Origin of the sequence: Ruminococcus bovis (assembly GCF_005601135.1) — a bacterium.
GTDB classification, from domain to species: Bacteria; Bacillota; Clostridia; order Oscillospirales; family Acutalibacteraceae; genus Ruminococcoides; species Ruminococcoides bovis.
Map to the genome: position 1 here is coordinate 1036210 of NZ_CP039381.1, position 23003 is coordinate 1059212.

The window sequence follows — 23003 nt, forward strand, 5'->3', positions numbered from 1 at the left end:
TAATGTACGATAAGACACCATTTTTCTATGGCACAGGTAGAAGAAAATCATCAGTAGCTCGTGTAAGACTATATCAGGGTACTGGTAAGATCACAATCAACGACAGAGATATCGACGAATATTTCGGTCTTGATACACTAAAGCTAATCGTTCGTCAGCCTCTTGAACTAACAGAGACAGGCGAAAAGTTCGATGTTGTATGTAGAGTTGCAGGTGGTGGCGTTACCGGTCAGGCCGGTGCAATCCGTCACGGTATTTCAAGAGCACTTCTACAGTACGATAGCGAAAACCTAAGATCAGCTCTTAAGAAAGCTGGCTTCTTAACTCGTGACCCTCGTATGAAGGAAAGAAAGAAGTACGGTCTAAAGGCTGCTCGTCGTGCACCACAGTTCTCAAAGAGATAATTTTTGCACAACAAATATTATTTTCCCTTGGAGTTATTCCAAGGGAATTTCTTTTATAAAGAATTGTTTATAAATATAAGGATTATGGGAAAAGGATAATATACTATGAATTTTTTAGAAGAAAGAATAGTTAAAGACGGTATTGTAAAAGAGGGTAATGTTCTTAAGGTTGACAGTTTCTTAAATCACCAAATGGATATTGACCTATTTAATCAGATGGGTGAAGAATTTAAGAGAAGATTTGAAGGCAAGAACATCAACAAGATTGTTACTATTGAGGCTTCCGGTATCGGTATTGCTTGTGTAGTAGCTCAGCACTTTGGTGTACCGGTTGTTTTTGCTAAAAAGTCTAAGAGCATTAACATTGAGGGTGAAATGTATATTGCTGAGGTTGAGTCTTTCACACATAAATGTAAGAACCAAGTTATTGTTTCTAAGAAGTTTTTAAACGAAGATGACCATGTACTTGTTATTGATGACTTCCTAGCTAACGGTTGTGCATTACAGGGACTTATATCTATTATTAACCAAGCCGGTGGTACTGTTGAAGGTATCGGTATTGCTATTGAAAAAGGTTTCCAGGTTGGTGGCAATATTATTCGTAATCTTGGTTATCAGCTGGAGTCACTTGCTATTGTTGAAGATATGGATGAAAAAACAGGCAAGATTACTTTTAGAGAACAGTAAGGGGTACATAATGACTAAAGAAAAAGTTAATAATAAAGAAATGGATGCAATATACACCCTTGATGGAAAGATAAGTCTTTTAAAAGCTTTTCCATTTGGACTACAACACATCCTTGCAATGTTTGTTGCAAATATTACACCTATTATTATTGTTGCCGGTGCTTCAGGTTTATCCACTAAAGATGCCAGTATGTTACTTCAAAGTGCAATGATAATTGCCGGTATCGGTACACTTATTCAGCTATTTCCACTTTGGAAAGTAGGTTCGGGACTTCCTATTGTTATGGGTATTAGCTTTACATTCGTTTCCCTAGCTTGTACAGTAGGTGCACAGTATGGTTACGGCACTATTATCGGTTCTGTACTTATTGGTGGCTTGGTAGAAGGTGTGTTGGGACTATTTGCTAAGTATTGGATTAAGATAGTTTCTCCTATTGTTGCAGCCACAGTTGTTACTGCCATTGGTTTCTCACTTCTATCAGTAGGTGCTCAGTCCTTTGGTGGTGGTTCAGGTGTTGATAACTTTGGTGCAGTTGAACATTGGATTCTTGGTATGGTTACACTTGTAAGTTGTATTTTGTTCAACATTTTTGCAAAAGGTTTCTTAAAGCAACTTTCAGTTTTATTCGGTCTTGTTGTAGGCTATATTTTGGCTTTATGTATGGGTATGGTTGACTTCTCAGCATTTAAGGATGTTAGTATTGTTTCATTACCTCATATTCTTCCATTTAAACCTGAATTTAATATAAACGCAATTATTGCATTCGTACTAATCTTTATGGTTTCAGCTACAGAAACTATCGGTGACACATCAGCACTTGCATCTTCAGGTTTAAACAGAGATGCAACAACTAAAGAAACTTCCGGTTCTATTGCTTGTGATGGCTTTGTAAGTTCTTTGTCCTCAGTATTTGGTTGCTTACCTATCACATCATTTAGCCAGAATGTTGGTCTTGTAGCTATGACTAAGGTTGTTAATAAATATGCTATTGCTACAGGTGCAGGGATTATGATTCTTGCCGGATTTTTCCCTTATATCGGTACACTACTTGCTACTTTACCTAGTGCAGTTCTTGGTGGTTGTACTATTATGATGTTCGGTACAATTGTTATCAGTGGTGTACAGATGATTGGTAAATGTGGTTTCTCTCAGCGTAACATTACTATTGCAGCACTATCCCTTAGTGTAGGTCTTGGCTTTACTCAGTGTCCGGAAATTTTCGATATTTTCCCAACACTTGTTAAGACAGTATTTGCCGAGAACTGTGTTGCTCTTGTGTTTGTAACTGCAATTATTCTTAACCTTATCCTTCCTAAAAAGATGGAACAACAGTAATTTAATTATTTATATATAACACTAAAGGCATTCTCAGAGAGGATGCCTTTTTATGTGGAAAACTTTTTAGTTTTTATAACTTGACATTTACTGTTTAGAGTTGTTAAACTGTTATTGATGATTAATAATAAAACCATATTAATGTGGAAAACTTAGGAGATATAATTATGAGTTTAGATATGAAAGAAAGAATGCTAAACGGTAAGCCTTGTTTAACATTCGAAAAAGAATTAGCAGAAGAAAGACAGCATCAACAGAGATTGCAGTTTAAGTTTAACAACCTTGACCCTGATGATTTTAAAGGTAGAATTGCACTTCTTAAAGAAATGCTAGGGGGAACAGGTGAAAGAGTATGGATGGAAAGACCTATCTACTTTGATTATGGCAAGAATACATATGTAGGAGAAGGCTTTTATGCCAACACAGGCGTAACTATTCTTGATGGTGCAAAGGTTACTATCGGTGATAATGTGTTTCTTGCTCCATATGTAGGTATTTATACTGCAGGTCATCCTGTTCATCCTCATCCAAGAAATTTAGGGATTGAATACAATTTTCCTGTAACTATTGGTGACAATGTATGGGTAGGTGCTCAGACAGTAATTAATCCGGGTGTTACTATCGGTAGTAATGTTGTTATTGGTTCAGGGAGTGTTGTAACTAAGGATATTCCGGACAATGTAGTTGCAGTTGGTAATCCTTGTAGAGTAATAAGGAAAATTACCGAGGAAGACAGAAATTATTATTTTAGAGATATGGAAATTGACAAAGAACTATATGATTATGCCGAAACAGGTGTTGATATAGAAAACAATTTTGGCAGTCAAGGAGAATAGGAGAATGTTATGAAGAAAGGGATAATATTTGATTTAGACGGTACACTTTGGGATACCGTTAACCTTACAGTAAAGGGTTGGAATGAAGTTTTAAGCAAATATGACTTTTGCAAATTATTAACAAGACCACTAATGGAAAGTTATATGGGCAAAACTTTGGAGCAAATTGCAGAACTTCATATGCCTGACCTTGACTATGATACAAGAATGAAAATAGCTAAAGAGTGTGACAAAAACAGTTATAAGGTGCTAAACTCAAGTTGTGGAGAAATTTACCCTAAGGTTGAAGAAACACTTAACAGTATGAAGGATGAATATTCTTTCTATTGTGTAAGTAATAGTGAGAATGGTTATGTTCAAATTTTTATGGAGGTTTCTCACCTAGGTTATTTGTTTGAGGACTTTGAAATGGCAGGTAGAACCGGTAAATGTAAAGGTGAAAATATTAAGATGGTTGCAGAAAGAAACAACCTTGATATGGCTTGTTATGTTGGTGATACTGTTATGGATAAAGAGGCATCTGTTATTGCTAATGTTCCATTTATCTATGCTAAGTATGGTTTTGGTGATACTGATAGTGAGTTTGTACTGGAACAGTTCTCTGATTTACCTAAGGTAGCTAAAGAAATTTTTAAATAAAAATAAGGTGGGTGCTAATTAAAGTACCCACCTTTTCTATATCTTATTATGGTTTAATAATGTTGATTTCATCAAAATCAAGTAGCTTAATACCTAAGTCGTTAAGCTCATTTACACATTCATCCCGTAAATCTGTCTTTAACATAAATGTAGGTGTATGTGCATCAAAACCGATTACAGCAGTATTTCCAACTTCCTTAGCAATATTCCAAAATACCTTGTTAGGATAGTTCCTACCGTAATATTTACCTAGCATATTGTATTCTAAAGGAATATTAAGTTCCTTTGCTTTTTCACAAAGTCTTGTCATTTCCTTAATATATACTTCTTTACTGCCTTTATGATTAACTAAGTCAGGGTGACAGAGGTAGGTGAATACACCTTTTTCAAGTCCTTCAATTACTTGGTCAGTGTATTTCTTTAGGTAATCATCACCACCACGCTCACCGGTATAAAACTGTTCTTCATCATATTCATTACCGATTAGGTGTTCACCAAGAATTAAGTAATCTGTATCTAAATCTCTAATAGTTTTAATAAGTTCATCATAAGTTTCAGGATAATACTCAGTTTCAAAGCCTAAAAGAATTTTAATGTCATCCTTGTATTCCTCAGCTAAATCTCTAACTGACTGTGCATATTTTTCCACAAAAATAGGACGCATACGGAAGTGACTGTAGTAGTTAGGCTTTTTGAAGAATTGAGGACAATGGTCGGAAAAACCAAGAACCTTAACACCTGATTGTATAGCATATTCAACATATGCCTTGTCCTCACCTGTAGCATGATTACATCTGAATGTATGTGTATGAAGATTATATAACATATCAAATCTCCTCGTATAATAAAGTAGTAGTATTTATAGACCCTCTCCAAGGTCTGTGTGCTATAATGATAGAGATACTGTGGATTGTTTACAATCTCCTACCACTTGATGGTTTAATAAAGGCTACAACCACAGTCTCTTTGTATATTTGTTAATTAGTTAGATACCGCATGACGGTTTATTTAGAACGAGGTTACAATCGCAAGGAGTACCAGTGGTCTAAACAGTATCAAAAATACACTCACAAGGAGTTTTCATTATGATTTATATTGGAATTGATGTTGCTAAAGATAAACACGACTGTTTTATTACCAATTCAGATGGTGAAGTCTTATTTAAATCTTTTACTATCTCTAACAATCGTGAAGGCTTTGAAACCTTATTTCAAAAGTACAATCCATTTCAGATGATTTAACAAAAGTAAAAGTAGGACTTGAAGCTACCGGACACTATAGTTACAATCTTCTGGGATTTCTTCTTGATAAAGGTTTGCCGACCTACATTATCAATCCATTACATACAAATCTATACAGAAAAAGTTTAAGTCTTAGAAAGACGAAAACAGATAAAGTTGATGCCCGTACAATTGCTTCTATGATTATGTCTGATGTGAACTTAAAGTCCTACACAAATACATCATACCACAATGAGGAGCTAAAGTCACTAACTAGATACCGTTTTGATAAAGTAAAAGAAAGAGCAAAATTAAAATCTTCTATTTCTAGACTTGTATGTATCCTTTTTCCTGAATTAGAAAAACTCGTTCCTACACTTCATATGGCTTCAGTTTATGCCTTATTATCTGAATTTCCATCTGCTAATGCTATTGCATCTTCACACCTTACCAGACTTACCAATTTGCTATCTGAAAATTCACATGGACGATATGGTAAAGATACAGCCAATCTAATTCGTAATGCTGCCAGAAATTCTATTGGTTCACATATGCCGGCAAAATCCTTAGAACTAAAACACACTATTAAGCTTATCAAAGAATTAACTACTGAAATTAATGAAATTGAAACAGAAATCAAATCTATTATGGATAAAATTGATTCTCCAATACTTACAATCCCAGGTATCGGTTATAATACAGGAGCTATGATTATCGCTGAAATTGGAGATTTCAATCGCTTTGATTCAGCTGATAAAATACTTGCATATGCAGGTATGTCACCTTCTACCTACCAATCCGGTCAATTAGAGAACTGCCATTCTCATATGGAAAAGCGTGGTTCAAGGTACTTACGATACGCTCTGTACAATGCAACAAAATATGTTTGTTACTGGGATGAATCTTTCGGTGTATATCTTGGTAAGAAACGCTCAGAAGGCAAACATTACAATGTTGCATTATCCCATGCAACAAAGAAACTTGTTCGCTTAATTTTTGCAATGGAGAAATCTAAACAACCATACCAACCAACAGTTTAATTCTTTTCATAAATATCTTATTTTTGAGCACCATTTATGATGCTCTTTTTTGTCATGCTATTTTTACGATTCCAATACGATCTAAAGGATTTTTTTGATTAATTCAAAATATCTTCATTATAGCCTTGACTTTTAATAGTTAGTCTTTATATATTAGTATAAGTAAAGCCTTCTATCACTAGAAGGCTTTAGTAGTATATGTTTTAAGCAGGTTGTTTATCCTCTAGACGAGGACCGTTTTCGCCATTATCTTTATCCTTAGCAAATAGAACCTTTAGGATAATAGGAGCAATGATAGTTGTAAGTACAACAACAATAACAAGTGGACCAAATAGCTTAGGATCCATTAGACCACAACTTTCACCTTTCTTGGCTACGATAAGAGCAACTTCACCTCTTGAAATCATACCTGCACCAATCTGGAAACATTCTCTTGTTGAGTAGCCACAAATCTTACCACCTAAAGCACAACCGAATAACTTAGTTGCTACAGCAACAATAGTAATTAGAATTGCAAATACCAGTAGCGAAACTGTTAATTCAGGCATTTCGATTGTCAGACCGATACAAGCAAAGAAGATTGGAGAAAGTAACATATATGATAGTGTTGAGAATCTGTTTACCAGGTATCTCTTACGGTTAGTCATTGAAAGTACAAGACCTGCAACATAAGCACCTGTAATATCAGCAACACCAAAGAATACTTCAGCTACGAATGAAGATACCAGGCAGTAAGCAAAAGCAATAATAACATGTCTTCTGCTATCTCTTGAAGTATGCTTATTCATCCACTTGTATATCTTTAGCATAATGAAACCAAGAATTGCAGCAAAGATAAAGAATAGAACAATCTTGATTAGTACGAACCAAATGTTTACATCCTTACTCTTAAAGCTTGTGATGATTGTTAAAGCAATAATACCAAGAACATCATCTATAATAGCAGCACCAAGAATTGCATTACTTGCAGGAGTGTTTAACTTGCCAAGTTCCTTTAGTGTTTCAACAGTAATTGAAACAGAAGTAGCAGTTAGAACAACACCAATGAAAATAGATTTTAGTAATCTTTCTTGGCTATTAGGGTCGTCAATAAAGAAGTAACTTGCAAAAGCACCAAAGATAAGTGGTGTGACAACACCGATAACTGCAATAATCAATGAGGCTTTACCACATTTTTTCATTTCCTGAACATCAGTTTCAAGACCTGCACCAAACATCAGTACAATAACACCAAGTTCGGAAAGCATACCGAATAGCTGATCAGAACCGGCTGCTTGTGAGAAGAAACCATCACCTGTACTCCAACCTACAATAGCATTTACAACAGGACCAAGAATAACACCGGCAACCAATGCACCAAGAACCTGTGGCAAACGAACCCATCGTGAGAAAAGTCCAAGTAGTTTTGTAGTTAGCAAAATTGCAGCTAAAACTAAAAGATAGCTGTAACTATGCAAACTTGTTAGATCAATAAAATCCATTTTTTAACCCCCGTTTTTAACACCCTCTATATACTATATATAATAGAAAGAAAATTAGATTAATAATGTTCGTTTCTACGATAAAAGTAATAGAAAAATGTCTTATAAAATTGTGAGTGTTTCTTGTCATAAAAACACCCAAAAATCAACTTCATTATATACCCATTTACCTTAAAAGTCTATACGAAAAATTCAATAAAAATAGCTCTTTTTGCAGAAAAAGAATAAAAAATCAGCCCAAAATAGGGGAGAAAACAGTATTTGTTACAGAGTTGTAACAAATATTTTTCTTGCATTTAATAAATTAAATGGAGAAAACCTAGATTTAATGGGCTTTCTCAAATTTTTGTAATAAATTTGTTTCTAAATCAGAACTAAAGATTACAGAAAAGTTACAGATAACTTTCTCTATTTTGCACAACAAAAAGCCATTAATAATTCTTTTAAAGAATATAATTTTAGCAAGTCCAAAGGATTTACCCTCTTTGTTGTATATTATGCACAAATTCAAGGGTCGTTATATGTTTGACATAAACAAATCAAACGGATATACTATAGACCGTAGGCAATTTGCGTCTATGAAAAATTAAGAAAAGGAGAGTTAATTATTATGGCTATTAACAAGAAGAGCTTGTTTGTATTAGTTTCAATAGTGTTAACATTGGTTATTACTTTTGCAACAGTTCTTTCAGTTGCTGCTCTTACTAATGATGAAGCAACTTATGGCACAGATATGAATACTCCTACCACATCAGACATTAATACAGATAACATTTTGGATAAGGCCAGTCTTCAGCTTTCAGATGATGATGAAGTTATCAGAACAGACAACAACGGTCTTATCAGTATTACTATTTTAAAGGCTTTTCAACTTCCTATTGAACACAATGGAAAGACAACATCAGTTACTATGGCAAGTGGTACAGTTGCCGATGCACTTGATAAAGCCGGTATTACAGTAGCAAATGACGAGAAGGTTAGCCCTTCACTTACAACAGAAGTTGATAAGAATACTAAGATTGTTATTAACAAAACAGTAAACATTACTGTAACAGTAAGTGGCGAAACTGATTCTTACGAAGTACCTGAGGGTACAGTTAAGGAAGCATTAGAAAGTCTTGACCTTGGTTATAAGAAGGCTGACAAGCTAAATGTAAAGGCTAATGCAAAAGTTTATGACGGTATGGAAGTTAATGTAACTAAGGTTACTGTTAAGAATGTAAAGGAAACAAAGACTATTGACTTTGATACTAAGGTAACTAAGGATAGTTCAATGAAAAAGGGAACATCAGTTATCACTCAGTATGGTGTTGAAGGCAAAAAGGTAGTTACTAAGAAATGTACATATGAAGATGGTGTTCTTGTTTCTTCAAAGGTTGTTTCAACTAAGGTAACAAAGAAACCTGTACCACAGAAAAAGACAGTTGGTACTAAGGTTACTAAGAAGAAAACTACTAAGAAAACTAACTCATACACAAGTGGTGGTAGTAACAACGGTGGTAATACATTCGTAGATAACAACGGTAACACAGTTTCTTACAAACAGATTATCACAGGTTCAGGTACTGCTTATACTGCTCCTGCAGGTTCAGGTACTGCAACAGGTAACCTAGCACAGGTTGGTGGTGTAGCAGTTAACCCTAACATTATCCCTTATGGCAGTAAGCTTTATATTAAAGCATCTGACGGTAGTTATGTATATGGTTATGCAACTGCTATTGATACAGGTGGTGCTTTAATGGATGGTTCAGCAATTGTTGACTTATTTATGGATTCCTATGCTGACTGCGCTGCATTTGGTAGAAGAAATGTAACAATTTATGTTCTATAATTTATAACTGATTACAGAGTAGCTCATGGTTACTCTGTTTTTTATGTGGAAAACTTTTTAAGCAAAGAAAAGGACTCCTAGATTATTAGTAATCTAAGAGTCCTTATTTATATGTGGAAAATTAAAGTGTTTTCATTTCTTCAAGTCTTTTAACCTTGTTAGTTGCAGTTTTGATTAGTGGTTCTTTAGAAACCACAACACCTCTGATTGCTTTATATACAGGCAATGTTCTGTTAATGGCTTTAACTTCTTGGAACAATGCTTGTTGGATTTCTTTTTCATCAGTTAGGTGGTAAACTCTTTCCATAGTTTCAGGATCGTAAACAATCTTAACATGAATACGAAGGTCATCCTTGTCAGCACCATGTTGTTTACCGTAGATTAGTGATTCTTGTACACCTTCAATTTTGTTTACGATAGCTTCCATTTCTTCAGGGAAGATGTTTTTACCGTTCTTAAGAACAATAACATTCTTCTGACGACCACAAATAAAGATAAATCCATCCTCATCAATTTTTGCAAGGTCACCGGTATGAAACCAACCATTTTGCAAAACTTGTGCAGTAGCCTCAGCATTGGCGTAATAGCCCATCATAACATTAGGACCTTTTACCACTAATTCACCAATACCGTTAGCATCAGGATTAGCAATTCTAGCCTCAACACTGGGAGCAGGTTTACCAACTGAACCAAGTTTATAGTTTTCTTCATTTGCCATAGATACAACAGGTGAAGTTTCTGTTAGACCATAAACTTGTAGTAGGTTAAGACCAAGTTCTCTGTATCTTCTTTCATAATCCCTATCAAGTGGTGCAGCACCACTGATTAGGTATCTAATATTACCACCAAGCATATCGTGTATGTAGCTGAAAATTTCCTTTTTCTTTTCCATAGAATCATGCTTATGTAGTTTCTTTAGCTTAACAATGTTCTTTTGCTTACCGGCTTTATCAAGTGCTTTGTTAACATGTTCAAAGATTTTTTCATACATAGCCGGTACACAAGCAAGGAAAGTAACCTTGTAGTCGTGTAAGTTTTTAACAATCCTTCTTGCACTATCAGCAAAAACAATTTTTGCACCCTTATAAATAGGGAACAGAAAACCTACTGTACATTCAAAAACATGGTTTAATGGTAGGAAAGATAGAAAAATATCTTCATAACTAATATCCAGAATTTTGTCAATGTCTAAAAGGTTAGAACAAATATTGTACTGAGAAAGTGCAACAACCTTTGATTGACTGGTTGTACCGGATGTGAACAACATAATGTTCATTGTGTAAGGATTGATTTTTGCATCAATGTATTCATTAAATCCGGCATCAATTAGGTGATTACCGTATTCAGTCAATTCTTTTTGACTATAAACACCACCACTATGCTTTTCTTGATCCATAGAGATAAGGTGTCTTAGGTTGTTTTGTCCACCAAACTTAATTCTGGTCAATGCATCCTTATATTTTTCTGAATAAAAAATTGCACTGACTTCTGAACGCTCAATAACACTTTTAAGTTCATTTTCCGGTAAAGTCTTATCAATAGGAACAACAATGCCCACACCACATACAATGGCAAGGTAAGCAATTTCCCATTCAATACGGTTTTCACCGATAATTGCAATTTTCTGACCTTTAAGTCCCATATTTATAAGACCTGTTCCAAGACCCTGTACCATATTCAGTACATCTTTATATGTGTAATGTGTAAAAGTACCATCACTGTTCTTTATTTGATAAGCGTCTTTTTCACCGTAGAGCATAGCTGATTTGTTAAGCATATCTTTCAAATTAGCTATTGCAGGAGGTGTAAATGTTACATTATCCATAATATTCTCCCGAAATTAAATATACTTCTTTTATACTTAAATAATTTTAGCATATTAAAGTATGTTAAGTCAAACAATATAGTGTGTATTATTCAACATTTTTTAGAAATATGTAAGTTTGTTAAAAAAATATCGAAATAAGGCCCTTTTTGTACTTATATTTCTTTAAATGATTTATAATGTATTTTCTATATTGTATAATACCATTGTAAGACAATAAATTATTATGTCACAATTTAATTTACGGAGGAATTCAAAATGCCATTAGTAAATGCAAAAGAAATGCTTACAAAAGCAAAAGCTGGTCATTATGCAGTTGGTCAGTTTAACATTAATAACCTAGAATGGACAAAGGCTATTCTTCTAACAGCAGAAGAACTAAACAGCCCTGTAATCCTTGGTGTATCTGAGGGTGCAGGTAAGTATATGTGTGGCTACAAGACAGTAGTTGGTATGGTAAACGGTATGCTAGAAGAACTTAACATTACAGTTCCTGTAGCACTTCACCTAGACCATGGTTCATACGAAGGTGCAAAGGCTTGTATCGAAGCTGGTTTCTCATCAGTAATGTTTGATGGTTCTCATTATGATATTGACGAAAATGTTGCAAAGACAACTGAACTAGTTAACATCTGTAACGAAAAGGGTCTATCAATTGAAGCTGAAGTTGGTTCAATCGGTGGCGAAGAAGATGGCGTTATCGGTGCCGGTGAATGTGCTGATCCTGAAGAATGTAAGAGAATTGCTGACCTAGGTGTAACAATGCTTGCAGCAGGTATCGGTAATATCCACGGTAAGTACCCAGCAAACTGGAAGGGTCTATCATTTGAAACACTAGACGCTGTTCAGCAGAAGACAGGTGATATGCCTCTAGTTCTTCACGGTGGTTCAGGTATCCCTGATGAAATGGTTAAGAAGGCTATCACTCTTGGCGTAAGCAAGGTTAATGTTAACACAGAATGTCAGTTAGCATTTGCTGATGCAACAAGAAAATATATTGAAGCTGGTAAGGATCTAGAAGGTAAGGGCTTTGACCCAAGAAAGCTTCTTGCTCCTGGTTTTGAAGCAATCAAGGCTACAGTAAAAGAAAAGATGGAACTATTCGGTTCTGTTAACAAGGCTTAAGATTATTTCGGAAAAACTTCCATTTTTCAAACTCCCTAACTTCGGTTGGGGAGTCTTTTATTTCCAAAAATTTTTATCAATTTATATTATTTAATTTATTATTCATCACTCATAAAGTTTTACACAATATCATCAATAATATGGGAGAAAATATATTTATTAAAAGCATTTTCATTTCACAAAATAATCGGAATAAAAAAGTGCAGGTATATGCACCTCATTATTTAAAGTTCCCTTTAGGGTAAATTATTGGCAAAAATTGTTATATAGAAAACTTTGGAAAATGACTTTCTTATACCTGCACCACCTTATGATGAAAATAAAAATCCACATTACCAAATGATAATGTGGAAAACTTTCTTTTTAAATTTTTGTCTGTGGGTAAAAGTTAGTTCGATAAATTTGGGTTTGTCTTTTTAATTTTGATTGTGGATAAAGGTGAAACTGATATAAATTTAGTTGAGTATAAAGGAAAATCTGCAAAATTATCATTCTTTATATTATTAAAAAAGTGTGGCTAACAGGTGTAGGGTCCAACACTGTTGGACCGAGCAAATTAGCAATTTATATAGGTATTTTGCCCTATGTAGTTACTTTGAATTTGTACACATTCGCCAGTCGCCCTTTACACAAGGGCGACTGACTAATCTCTGCTAATTTAAAATATCTACACAGGGCAAAGTACCTATATAAAGATAAATTTGAAACTTGTAATTCATAATTTTTCTTGTATTTTGTAGTTAGAAATAAAGGAAAGTTTCAGCTATGATGATATTTTAAACAAGTTTAAAATATCAACCACTCCTTCAGTCGATTTATAAAAGGTAAATTGCCGTACCGTCAATTTACAATCGACAGCTCCCTCAGCGAGGGAGCCTTTGACTTTACTAATATTTTTAATTATTTATTAGTCTGTACTATTTAAAAATTTTCGTACTAATTCTAATTTTGCACAAACTATTTTGCCTCCCTCGCTGAGGGAGGTGTCACCGAATGGTGACGGAAGGAGTGATTGGAATTGTAAATTCATTTACAATTCCATATTAGTTAAAACTATCAAATAGCACTACAAACCCTAATTTACGAATTCACCGTTGCTCACAATTTAAATTGAAAAACCCCAATTTACATATCTAACATAAAGTAAAAAATCAAAACTTACTGATGAAAACCGGAAACATTACCTCTTTCCATAGCACCAAATAGCTTAGCTTTAATATCCGGGTAAGTTTTTTCAAGATTTGTAATGTATTCTTTGGTATTTTGCCTTTCTGTAACACCATCGGCAGGGCATTTGCTTTTGACTATCGGAAGATTTTCTCTTTTACAAGCATTGGCAACTTCATTTTCCCATAAGTAAAGCATAGGTCTTATAAGGGTAATATCTTTTCTTGAAAGATATGTTACCGGACTAAAACAACCAATCTTGCCACCGTTAAATAGGTTAATAAGGAAAGTTTCAATTGCATCATCACCATGGTGTCCTAAAGCAATTTTGTTACAACCGTTTTCTTTTGCACAGTTGTGAATAATTCCTCTCCTCATTCTGGCACATAGGGAACAAGGGTTAGGTTCTTTTCTGTCCTCAAAGATAATGTTGTATAAGGAAGTTTTTCTTATAATATATTCAACATTAATTTTTTCGCAAAGTTCTTTGATTGATTGGTAGTTACCCGGTTTATTTTCAAAGTAAGGGTCAACAGTAATTGCTTTTACCGTAAATTTTTTTGGATAAAAGTCCCTTAACCTTGCTAATGCACACAGAAGTACAAGACTATCCTTTCCACCGGATACACCAACTGCAATACAGTCATTTTCTTCAATCATATTGTATTTATCAATACAAGCTCTAAATTTTCCTAGTATCTTATCCATAACATTTATTATATACTATTGAAAATAAAAAAGAAATAGGGTATAATAAAAACACTTTGAAAAAAATAGGTGATTTTATGAAAAGAACAATGACACTAGTTGCTGCAATTTTAATGTTAGCATTATGTATTACAGGTTGTGCAACAACAACTCAGCAAAAAGATGTAAAGGTAAAGCTATCTGATACTTTACAGACACTAAAAGATAAAATGGTAGATAAGGGTTATATTCCTAAGAAAGATGTTACTAATACAGAAATGTCCCCTGTAAAGCAGAAGGGTACTGATGGTAAAGAAAATGAATATGGTGGCTACTTATCAATCGGTGCAGTTGAAGGTGTAAGATATGCTTTCAAATACAACAATAGTGATGTAAATGTTGAACTTTATCGTTACGATAGTAAGAAGAATACAGACCTTTCTAAGAGAATTATTGATGAAGTTAAGAATCATGGTTACTTTACTTATGAAGGTACTGATGAAAAGGTTGATGCTACTTTAAGTGCTGATGATAATTTCCTACTTATCTATCAGGACTCTAGTACAGAAAAGAAGAATGAAAATAAAAAGGCAGATGCTGAAAAGTTCTTCAAAGAATACAAAGCAAAATAATTTACTTAACCTCTTAATGTTTATTACATTGAGAGGTTTTTCTTTTATAATGCCTATTGTTGTACCTTTAATATGCTGAAATTTCCATTGTACTAAATGATATATAATAGGTATAAAGATATAATTCCTATGATAAATATTATCGGATATAAATATAATAAGACAAAAAGAAAGCCACTATCTAGCTGATAGTGGCTTATGTAGTTTATGGATTATTCGTAAGGATTGTTGTTTAAATCGTTGTTGATTTGGTTTTCCATATTCATTTGATTGCTTAACTGCTGACTTGGATTTTCAAAACCATCAAAATAAGCGTTATTATCAATAGGCTGATTTGGTACTGTAGTTTGTTGATTAGGAATAGGTTGCTGATTTACAAAGTTTTGATTGTTATAACCTTGGTTGTTTGGGTAAGGTTGATTAAAGTTATTGTACTGACCGTTGAAATTAGGATTGTACTGATTTTGGTTATACTGATTAAATTGATTGAAACCATTATTATAAGGGTTAAAGTCAGGTGTAGGTGGTACTGTCTTTGCCATTTTGTTGTAACCAAGAGCAATGATACCTTCAAGTACTAAAGCAAATACAGTGATAAATCCTGTAAAACCGGAAATAATAATGATAAGAGGAATATTCTTTGAAATAGCAATAAAAGGTAATAGGTCTGATAAAGCAGTAATATCAGTTGCAAAATCATTACTGTTATATAGAACAAAACCGAAGAAAATAGTTCCCAAACATACTAATAAATTAATTGCAGCTTGGATAATAGAAAAAATACCGTAAACAGTACCTGATGGATATACTCTATCACTGGACATACTTTTCTTAGCTGAACTGAAGAACTTAGCTTTAGCAATACTATAGATTAATGAAATAACAGAATTGATTAATAGTATAATAGAAACAACAATTAATAAAGCTGAAATAAAGGACATCATTTCCTGTTCAGAACTAGTCATATCATCATAAGGTAATGCCATACCGATACCAAGTAAGAAAAATAGTCCGGAACAAATAATTGAAAGAGCTGAACCGACAATACCTAAAACTGCGAATACAAAGTTAACTGTAAAAACTGTGTCAGGCTTTCTATTAATATTGTTACTTTTTGCTGAAAGGTAAATCCATAACCAAAGTGCAGCAGGTATAAGTGCAATAACTGAATTAATAATTACACTGGGAATGGATGATGCAACTGATAAAGATGAGAACTCATATAAATCAGCATCATGGGATACGGTGGCCAAAGTTCTCAAAAGGTCGTTAACTGCTCCAACGGTAAATATACCTAAAAAGCAAGAAATAAAAACGGTGACAGCCTTGCAGACAGTAAGAACTAATATAGATGGCTTTCTAAAATAGTTCTTAATGTGTTGAACATTAATTTGATTGTACATAAAAAACTCCTTTAAAAAATTTTTTCTAAATATTTTTTAGAATTTATCTTAATTATATATGATATTAGTTAATAAATCAACTATAATTAAAATCATATGTTCTGTATATTGTGGTGTTATAATATATTAACCACAAGTTATAGTAATGTTAAAATTAATTTAAAAAAATTGAAAATTTTTTCAAAAAAGTGTTGACAAGAGGGGAAAAAAGGCATATAATAAAACACGTTCCGCTGAGGGAACGGAAAAACTTAAGAGAAATCGAGAGTAAGAAGTTCAGTCAGAAGGAACAACGGACCTTGAAAATTAAACAACGAACAAGAAACCCGAAAATGACTTTGAGTTAAATGACTCAAGTTGAGGATAGTGAATGTGAACACTAAAAAAACACAAACACGCAAGTATTCAGAAATGAGCTTGACGATTTAATAAGATGTTAAACCGAAAGGTCTAATATACAAATTATTAGAGAGTTTGATCCTGGCTCAGGATGAACGCTGGCGGCGTGCCTAACACATGCAAGTCGAACGGAACTTCTTTGACAGAATTCTTCGGAAGGAAGTTGATTAAGTTTAGTGGCGGACGGGTGAGTAACGCGTGAGTAACCTGCCTTTGAGAGGGAATAACTTCCCGAAAGGGATGCTAATACCGCATAAAGCATAGAAGTCGCATGGCTTTTATGCCAAAGATTTATCGCTCAAAGATGGACTCGCGTCCGATTAGCCAGTTGGCGGGGTAACGGCCCACCAAAGCGACGATCGGTAGCCGGACTGAGAGGTTGAACGGCCACATTGGGACTGAGACACGGCCCAGACTCCTACGGGAGGCAGCAGTGGGGGATATTGCGCAATGGGGGCAACCCTGACGCAGCAACGCCGCGTGAAGGATGAAGGTTTTCGGATTGTAAACTTCTTTTATTTAGGACGAACAATGACGGTACTAAATGAATAAGCTCCGGCTAACTACGTGCCAGCAGCCGCGGTAATACGTAGGGAGCAAGCGTTATCCGGATTTACTGGGTGTAAAGGGTGCGTAGGCGGCTTGGTAAGTCAGATGTGAAATGTATGGGCTCAACCCATGAACTGCATTTGAAACTATTGAGCTTGAGTGAAGTAGAGGTAGGCGGAATTCCCTGTGTAGCGGTGAAATGCGTAGAGATAGGGAGGAACACCAGTGGCGAAGGCGGCCTACTGGGCTTTAACTGACGCTGAGGCACGAAAGCGTGGGTAGCAAACAGGATTAGATACCCTGGTAGTCCACGCTGTAAACGATGATTACTAGGTGTGGGGGGTCTGACCCCTTCCGTGCCGGAGTTAACACAATAAGTAATCCACCTGGGGAGTACGACCGCAAGGTTGAAACTCAAAGGAATTGACGGGGGCCCGCACAAGCAGTGGAGTATGTGGTTTAATTCGAAGCAACGCGAAGAACCTTACCAGGTCTTGACATCGAGTGACGAATCTAGAGATAGATTTTTCCTTCGGGACACGAAGACAGGTGGTGCATGGTTGTCGTCAGCTCGTGTCGTGAGATGTTGGGTTAAGTCCCGCAACGAGCGCAACCCTTGCTATTAGTTGCTACGCAAGAGCACTCTAATAGGACTGCCGTTGACAAAACGGAGGAAGGTGGGGACGACGTCAAATCATCATGCCCCTTATGACCTGGGCTACACACGTACTACAATGGATGTTAACAGAGGGAAGCAAAATAGCGATATGGAGCAAACCCTAAAAGCATTCCCAGTTCAGATTGCAGGCTGCAACTCGCCTGTATGAAGTTGGAATTGCTAGTAATCGCGGATCAGCATGCCGCGGTGAATACGTTCGGGCCTTGTACACACCGCCCGTCACACCATGGGAGCCGGTAATACCCGAAGCCAGTAGTTTAACCTTAGGAGAGCGCTGTCGAAGGTAGGATTGGCGACTGGGGTGAAGTCGTAACAAGGTAGCCGTATCGGAAGGTGCGGCTGGATCACCTCCTTTCTATGGAGAAATGAGTGAAAGTAAGTAACTCATATCCAAGGTCAGAATGGATTTCAAGTTTGTTGTTTAATTTTCAGGGTCCGACCCTAAAGAGATATGGGGGTATAGCTCAGCTGGGAGAGCACCTGCTTTGCAAGCAGGGGGTCAGCGGTTCGATCCCGCTTATCTCCACCAAAGGCTTGAGTAATAGAAGCACCAAGCCAGAGAATATGGGCTTATAGCTCAGCTGGTTAGAGCGTCCGCCTGATAAGCGGGAGGTCGGTGGTTCGAGTCCACTTAAGCCCACCAAAGAGGAAAAGCCGACTAAAAGTCAGTGATCCTCTAAAATGCACCTTGAAAACTGAATAAAGAAAAGATAGCGAGATAGTTTATTACAAACAGGAAAATAAAACTCAAGTATTTATTTAAACTAACAGGTAATAAAACTACAATTAAGCTGAAAAAGGGTAAATAGGAAATAAAGCCTATTTATCTGCGAGTAGAGTAAATTAATTTACTTAAACGAAAGAACCAAAAAGATATCTCAATGGTCAAGCTATAAAGAGCACAAGGGGAATGCCTTGGCACTAGGAGCCGAAGAAGGACGTGACTAACTGCGATAAGCTACGGGGAGTTGTAAGTAAACATTGATCCGTAGATATCCGAATGGAGCAATCCGGCTGTGGTCATGCACAGTCATCATATACTGAATACATAGGTATATGAGGGAACCGCCTGAACTGAAACATCTAAGTAGGGCGAGGAAGAGAAATCAACCGAGATTCCGCTAGTAGTGGCGAGCGAACGCGGAAGAGGCCAAACCAGAGGTAGAAATACCTTTGGGGTTCGGACAACATACGATATTGACAATTTCTAGCTGAATAGTGTGGGAAAGCTAACCGAAGAAGGTGAGAGTCCTGTAAGCGAAAGGAAGAGTCAGTCAGTTGAATCCAGAGTACCGCCGGACACGTGAAACCCGGTGGGAATACGGGGGGACCATCCTCCAAGCCTAAATACTACCTAGTGACCGATAGAGAAGAAGTACTGTGAAGGAAAGGTGAAAAGCACCCGGGAGTGAAAGAGAACCTGAAACCTTGTGTTTACAAGCACCGAAAGTCCATCAAAGGACGATCGGGTACCTTTTGTAGAATGGTCCGGCGAGTGTATGTATCTAGCAAGGTTAAGCACTTAAGGTGTGAAGCCAAAGCGAAAGCAAGTCTGAACAGGGCGACAAGTTAGATGTATACGACCCGAAACCGGGTGACCTACCCATGGCCAGGCTGAAGTGAAGGTAAAACTTCATGGAGGGCCGAACCGACTCCCGTTGAAATGGTAGCGGATGAGTTGTGGGTAGCGGAGAAATTCCAATCGAACCCGGAGATAGCTGGTTCTCTCCGAAATAGCTTTAGGGCTAGCCTTGAAATAGATTACTGGAGGTAAAGCACTGAATTGGCTAGGGGCCGAAAGGTTACTGAACCTTATCAAACTCAGAATGCCAGATAATCGTTTTTCAGGAGTCAGACGGTGGGAGATAAGTTTCATCGTCAAAAGGGAAACAGCCCAGACCCACAGCTAAGGTCCCAAATTATAGTTAAGTGGAGAAGGATGTGGGATTGCATAGACAACCAGGATGTTGGCTTAGAAGCAGCCACTCATTAAAAGAGTGCGTAATAGCTCACTGGTCGAGTGATTCCGCGCCGAAAATTTAACGGGGCTAAACTATAAACCGAAGCTTGGGATACCGTAAGGTATGGTAGGAGAGCGTCATGTAAGGGGTGAAGTCATAGCGAAAGCGGTGGTGGACTTTACATGAGTGAGAATGCCGGAATGAGTAGCGAGAATTAAGTGAGAATCTTAATGGCCGAAAGTCTAAGGTTTTTGGAGGAAGGTTCGTCCGCTCCAAGTAAGTCGGGAGCTAAGGCGAGGCCGAAAGGCGTAGTCGATGCACATACGGTTGATATTCCGTAACCACTGACAACTTAAACAAAATGACACTTTAGAAGGGCTTGACCCGGGTGCTGGTAATCCGGGCGTAAGGGACCGAAAAATAGTAGGGAAGCAAGCTTAGATAGAGGCGAGAAAAGTTTTGTGAATGTAATGTTGGTGCCCGTACCGCAAACCGACACAGGTGGACAGGAAGAGAATTCTAAGGCCAGCGGGAGAAGGGTAGTTAAGGAACTCGGCAAATTGACTCCGTAACTTCGGGAAAAGGAGTGCTCTCGAGAGAGCCGCAGTGAATAGGCCCAGGCGACTGTTTAGCAAAAACACAGGTCTCTGCCAAATCGAAAGATGAAGTATAGGGGCTGACACCTGCCCGGTGCTGGAAGGTTAAGAGGAGGAGTGAGAGCTCCGAATTGAAGCCCCAGTAAACGGCGGCCGTAACTATAACGGTCCTAAGGTAGCGAAATTCCTTGTCGGGTAAGTTCCGACCCGCACGAATGGTGTAACGATCTGGGCACTGTCTCAACTACCCGCCCGGCGAAATTGTAGTACCGGTGAAGATGCCGGTTACCTGCGACAAGACGGAAAGACCCCATGGAGCTTTACTGTAGCTTGATATTGGGTTTCGGTAATTTATGTACAGGATATGTGGGAGACTGGGAAGTTATGGCGCCAGCCATAATGGAGTCGATGTTGGGATACCACACTTAGATTGCTGGAATTCTAACCTGTGGCCATGAAACTGGTCAGGGGACATTGTCAGGTGGGCAGTTTGACTGGGGCGGTCGCCTCCGAAAGAGTAACGGAGGCGCTCAAAGGTTGGCTCAGCACGGACGGAAACCGTGCATCAGAGTGTAAACGCGTAAGCCAGCCTAACTGCGAGGGTGACGGCCCGAGCAGTAACGAAAGTTGGAGTTAGTGATCCGGCGGTATGTGAATGGAAATGCCGTCGCTCAACGGATAAAAGCTACCCTGGGGATAACAGGCTGATCTCCCCCAAGAGTCCACATCGACGGGGAGGTTTGGCACCTCGATGTCGGCTCATCACATCCTGGGGCTGTATTCGGTCCCAAGGGTTCGGCTGTTCGCCGATTAAAGTGGTACGCGAGCTGGGTTCAGAACGTCGCGAGACAGTTCGGTCCCTATCTGTCGTGGGCGCAGGATATTTGAGGAGCTCTGTCCTTAGTACGAGAGGACCGGGATGGACGTACCTCTGGTGCACCAGTTGTCACGCCAGTGGCACAGCTGGGCAGCTATGTACGGAACGGATAAACGCTGAAAGCATCTAAGCGTGAAGCCGACTCCAAGATTAGATATCCCATCAGTTTACTGAGTAAGACCCCTTGTAGACTACGAGGTTGATAGGCTGCGTGTGTAAGCATGGTGACATGTTCAGCTTGGCAGTACTAATAGGTCGAGGGCTTGACCACAAGAGTCTTTTTTGGTCAGCTAAGTTAGCTAGAAATTCTTTATTCAGTTTTCAGGGTGTAACCCCTTTTAAATAGGTTGCCAAGCAACCACTACTGAATAAATTATGGCACACTACTTAGTGTGCCTTTTTTGTTATATATGTTTGTAACGGTATTTTGTATAAGGTTAGTTGTGTTATGTATACTCAATTGTTTTAAGCGTGGTTAAAGTGAATATAGAAAAAGATTCTAATATTCATTTTAGTACATCACTAATATAATGGAAGATATTCTTGATTATTTAAATTCTCTTATAACTATGTGGGTTACATCTGCAAGAATAATCGATTAAGTTATTGGTGAAGCGATTATGGTATATATAAATGGAGTGGTGCTGATATACACCATTTTCAAAATACAATATACTTATATCTGAATAATTTATTGATTATTTTAATAATTTATACTAATTATTTCTGTTCTTTTGTTTTTATTACTTATAATTCTATGGTATAATAATTAAAAAAATAAAGGATGTTATTTATGAAAAGACTAATTATAATTTCACTTGTTATTGTTACAATCTTTACTTTTGTTGGTTGTGGAACTGAAAGTAATTCAAGTTCAAATACTTCAACTACTGTATCCACTACTGTTGACTCAGTAAAAAGTAATAAGTATTACAACGATATTGACAGTGCAATTCAAACAATGGTAAAGGCATACAAGACAAGGTCATTTAATGAGAGAGCTGCTATGTATCCTGATTACTTTATTAAGGGCGAATATGGTGGCAATGCAGGACTAAAAGAAGCTATCAAGGACTTTTATACTTGTGATACTGAGTATAAGATTAATTCAATTAAAGATATGACAGACAAGTATGCTGAGAAGTGTATTAAGGAAATTAAGGAATATTACGATATTGATGTTAATATTGAGAAAGTAGTTCTGGCTAATGTATCCTACAAATATACTAACTATTCTGATAAGAGACTTGATGATTCTGAGTTAGTTCCAACTGATGAATACTATACCTGTATTGATGGCAAATGGTACTATGGTTGGGGACTTGAGATTAATTCTGAGGTTTCTGAACAGGTTGTTGAGTGATTTAATTGTAAAATATTATAAATAAACTACATTTATTTATTTCCACTAATAAATTTTTCACATTATTTTTTTATTATGTAAATGTCTCTAAAATACAATTTTTTAGTTGACATTTCCAAAATACACGAATATAATAGGGACAAATCAAGAAACTGAAATGACAAAGGCGTCACACATTGAAGTGTGATGCCTTTTCTGCTTTCTTGTATATTGTTGCTGACAATGGGGTTATGCTATGTGCATAACCTCTTTTTTACTTATCTGAA

General features: G+C 36.7%; 14 protein-coding genes, 2 tRNA genes, 2 rRNA genes and 1 pseudogene. 14 read left to right on the top strand and 5 right to left on the bottom strand.

Annotated elements, in window-relative coordinates; all coding sequences use genetic code 11:
• Window positions 1-2: 2 nt before the first annotated feature.
• The 5 genes from rpsI (at window position 3) to E5Z56_RS04900 (ending at window position 3902) form a co-directional block, all read left to right on the top strand.
• Entirely contained in the window at window positions 3-404 is a 402-nt protein-coding gene (gene rpsI, locus E5Z56_RS04880) for a 30S ribosomal protein S9 (RefSeq protein ID WP_022505906.1), read from the top strand.
• A gap of 105 nt (window positions 405-509) precedes the next feature.
• Window positions 510-1091: a xanthine phosphoribosyltransferase gene (locus tag E5Z56_RS04885; protein ID WP_138156786.1), complete on the top strand. Its 582-nt coding sequence runs from the start codon at window positions 510-512 to the stop codon at window positions 1089-1091.
• Between the two features lie 10 nt (window positions 1092-1101).
• Window positions 1102-2427 (top strand): uracil-xanthine permease family protein, encoded by a 1326-nt coding sequence (locus E5Z56_RS04890; RefSeq protein WP_138156787.1) that lies wholly within the window; start codon window positions 1102-1104, stop codon window positions 2425-2427.
• Between the two features lie 167 nt (window positions 2428-2594).
• Window positions 2595-3263: a sugar O-acetyltransferase gene (locus E5Z56_RS04895; protein WP_175405379.1), complete on the top strand. Its 669-nt coding sequence runs from the start codon at window positions 2595-2597 to the stop codon at window positions 3261-3263.
• Window positions 3264-3272: 9 nt separating this feature from the next.
• Entirely contained in the window at window positions 3273-3902 is a 630-nt protein-coding gene (locus E5Z56_RS04900; RefSeq protein ID WP_138156788.1) for an HAD family hydrolase, read from the top strand.
• A gap of 46 nt (window positions 3903-3948) precedes the next feature.
• Here E5Z56_RS04900 and E5Z56_RS04905 read toward each other — a convergent pair whose 3' ends face one another.
• Window positions 3949-4728 carry a histidinol-phosphatase gene (locus E5Z56_RS04905; RefSeq protein WP_138156789.1) on the bottom strand — a complete coding sequence of 260 codons (780 nt, stop codon included), beginning with the start codon at window positions 4726-4728 and terminating at the stop codon, window positions 3949-3951.
• A gap of 259 nt (window positions 4729-4987) precedes the next feature.
• On the opposite strand from E5Z56_RS04905, the pseudogene E5Z56_RS04910 reads away from it, so the two are divergent.
• Window positions 4988-6162 (top strand): annotated as a pseudogene (locus E5Z56_RS04910) (IS110 family RNA-guided transposase).
• A gap of 203 nt (window positions 6163-6365) precedes the next feature.
• Here E5Z56_RS04910 and E5Z56_RS04915 read toward each other — a convergent pair.
• Entirely contained in the window at window positions 6366-7619 is a 1254-nt protein-coding gene (locus E5Z56_RS04915; RefSeq protein WP_138157944.1) for a cation:proton antiporter, read from the bottom strand.
• A 634-nt stretch (window positions 7620-8253) separates the two neighbouring features.
• Between E5Z56_RS04915 and E5Z56_RS04920 the strand changes: the two genes are divergently transcribed.
• Window positions 8254-9474, top strand: coding sequence for a 3D domain-containing protein (locus E5Z56_RS04920; protein WP_138156790.1), 1221 nt, complete (start codon window positions 8254-8256; stop codon window positions 9472-9474).
• Window positions 9475-9595: 121 nt separating this feature from the next.
• Here the strand turns inward: E5Z56_RS04920 and E5Z56_RS04925 are convergent, their stop codons facing one another.
• Window positions 9596-11299 (bottom strand): AMP-dependent synthetase/ligase, encoded by a 1704-nt coding sequence (locus E5Z56_RS04925; protein ID WP_138156791.1) that lies wholly within the window; start codon window positions 11297-11299, stop codon window positions 9596-9598.
• A 258-nt stretch (window positions 11300-11557) separates the two neighbouring features.
• Between E5Z56_RS04925 and fba the strand changes: the two genes are divergently transcribed.
• Window positions 11558-12424, top strand: a complete 867-nt coding sequence (gene fba / locus E5Z56_RS04930; RefSeq protein ID WP_138156793.1) for a class II fructose-1,6-bisphosphate aldolase — start codon at window positions 11558-11560, stop codon at window positions 12422-12424.
• A 1158-nt stretch (window positions 12425-13582) separates the two neighbouring features.
• Here the strand turns inward: fba and E5Z56_RS04935 are convergent.
• A complete protein-coding gene (locus tag E5Z56_RS04935) occupies window positions 13583-14299 on the bottom strand; it encodes a tRNA lysidine(34) synthetase (protein ID WP_138156795.1) in 717 nt (238 codons plus the stop codon).
• A gap of 77 nt (window positions 14300-14376) precedes the next feature.
• Between E5Z56_RS04935 and E5Z56_RS04940 the strand changes: the two genes are divergently transcribed.
• Window positions 14377-14910 (top strand): hypothetical protein, encoded by a 534-nt coding sequence (locus tag E5Z56_RS04940; protein ID WP_138156797.1) that lies wholly within the window; start codon window positions 14377-14379, stop codon window positions 14908-14910.
• A 212-nt stretch (window positions 14911-15122) separates the two neighbouring features.
• Here the strand turns inward: E5Z56_RS04940 and E5Z56_RS04945 are convergent, their stop codons facing one another.
• The gene (locus E5Z56_RS04945; RefSeq protein WP_138156799.1) at window positions 15123-16313 is read right to left on the bottom strand and encodes a hypothetical protein; all 1191 of its coding nucleotides are present in this window, start codon (window positions 16311-16313) and stop codon (window positions 15123-15125) included.
• 462 nt (window positions 16314-16775) lie between these two features.
• Between E5Z56_RS04945 and E5Z56_RS04950 the strand changes: the two genes are divergently transcribed.
• The 5 genes from E5Z56_RS04950 to E5Z56_RS04970 all read left to right on the top strand — a co-directional run bounded on the left by E5Z56_RS04950 (window position 16776) and on the right by E5Z56_RS04970 (window position 22737).
• Window positions 16776-18295, top strand: a 16S ribosomal RNA gene (locus E5Z56_RS04950).
• 98 nt (window positions 18296-18393) lie between these two features.
• Window positions 18394-18469 (top strand) — tRNA-Ala (locus E5Z56_RS04955).
• Between the two features lie 37 nt (window positions 18470-18506).
• Window positions 18507-18583 (top strand) — tRNA-Ile (locus tag E5Z56_RS04960).
• A gap of 240 nt (window positions 18584-18823) precedes the next feature.
• A 23S ribosomal RNA gene (locus tag E5Z56_RS04965) occupies window positions 18824-21645 on the top strand.
• The 16S and 23S rRNA genes sit together here with 2 tRNA genes alongside, the layout of an rRNA operon.
• Before the next feature lie 522 nt (window positions 21646-22167).
• Window positions 22168-22737, top strand: coding sequence for a hypothetical protein (locus E5Z56_RS04970; RefSeq protein WP_138156801.1), 570 nt, complete (start codon window positions 22168-22170; stop codon window positions 22735-22737).
• The last annotated feature ends 266 nt before the right edge of the window (window positions 22738-23003 follow it).

Coding starts and splice junctions, on each gene's coding strand:
- E5Z56_RS04925 (WP_138156791.1), bottom strand. CDS start 11,299: ATGGATAATGTAACATTTACACCTCCTGCAATAGCTAATTTGAAAGAT.
- fba (WP_138156793.1), top strand. CDS start 11,558: ATGCCATTAGTAAATGCAAAAGAAATGCTTACAAAAGCAAAAGCTGGT.
- E5Z56_RS04945 (WP_138156799.1), bottom strand. CDS start 16,313: ATGTACAATCAAATTAATGTTCAACACATTAAGAACTATTTTAGAAAG.
- E5Z56_RS04895 (WP_175405379.1), top strand. CDS start 2,595: ATGAGTTTAGATATGAAAGAAAGAATGCTAAACGGTAAGCCTTGTTTA.
- E5Z56_RS04900 (WP_138156788.1), top strand. CDS start 3,273: ATGAAGAAAGGGATAATATTTGATTTAGACGGTACACTTTGGGATACC.
- E5Z56_RS04935 (WP_138156795.1), bottom strand. CDS start 14,299: ATGGATAAGATACTAGGAAAATTTAGAGCTTGTATTGATAAATACAAT.
- E5Z56_RS04970 (WP_138156801.1), top strand. CDS start 22,168: ATGAAAAGACTAATTATAATTTCACTTGTTATTGTTACAATCTTTACT.
- rpsI (WP_022505906.1), top strand. CDS start 3: ATGTACGATAAGACACCATTTTTCTATGGCACAGGTAGAAGAAAATCA.
- E5Z56_RS04940 (WP_138156797.1), top strand. CDS start 14,377: ATGAAAAGAACAATGACACTAGTTGCTGCAATTTTAATGTTAGCATTA.
- E5Z56_RS04905 (WP_138156789.1), bottom strand. CDS start 4,728: ATGTTATATAATCTTCATACACATACATTCAGATGTAATCATGCTACA.
- E5Z56_RS04885 (WP_138156786.1), top strand. CDS start 510: ATGAATTTTTTAGAAGAAAGAATAGTTAAAGACGGTATTGTAAAAGAG.
- E5Z56_RS04890 (WP_138156787.1), top strand. CDS start 1,102: ATGACTAAAGAAAAAGTTAATAATAAAGAAATGGATGCAATATACACC.
- E5Z56_RS04920 (WP_138156790.1), top strand. CDS start 8,254: ATGGCTATTAACAAGAAGAGCTTGTTTGTATTAGTTTCAATAGTGTTA.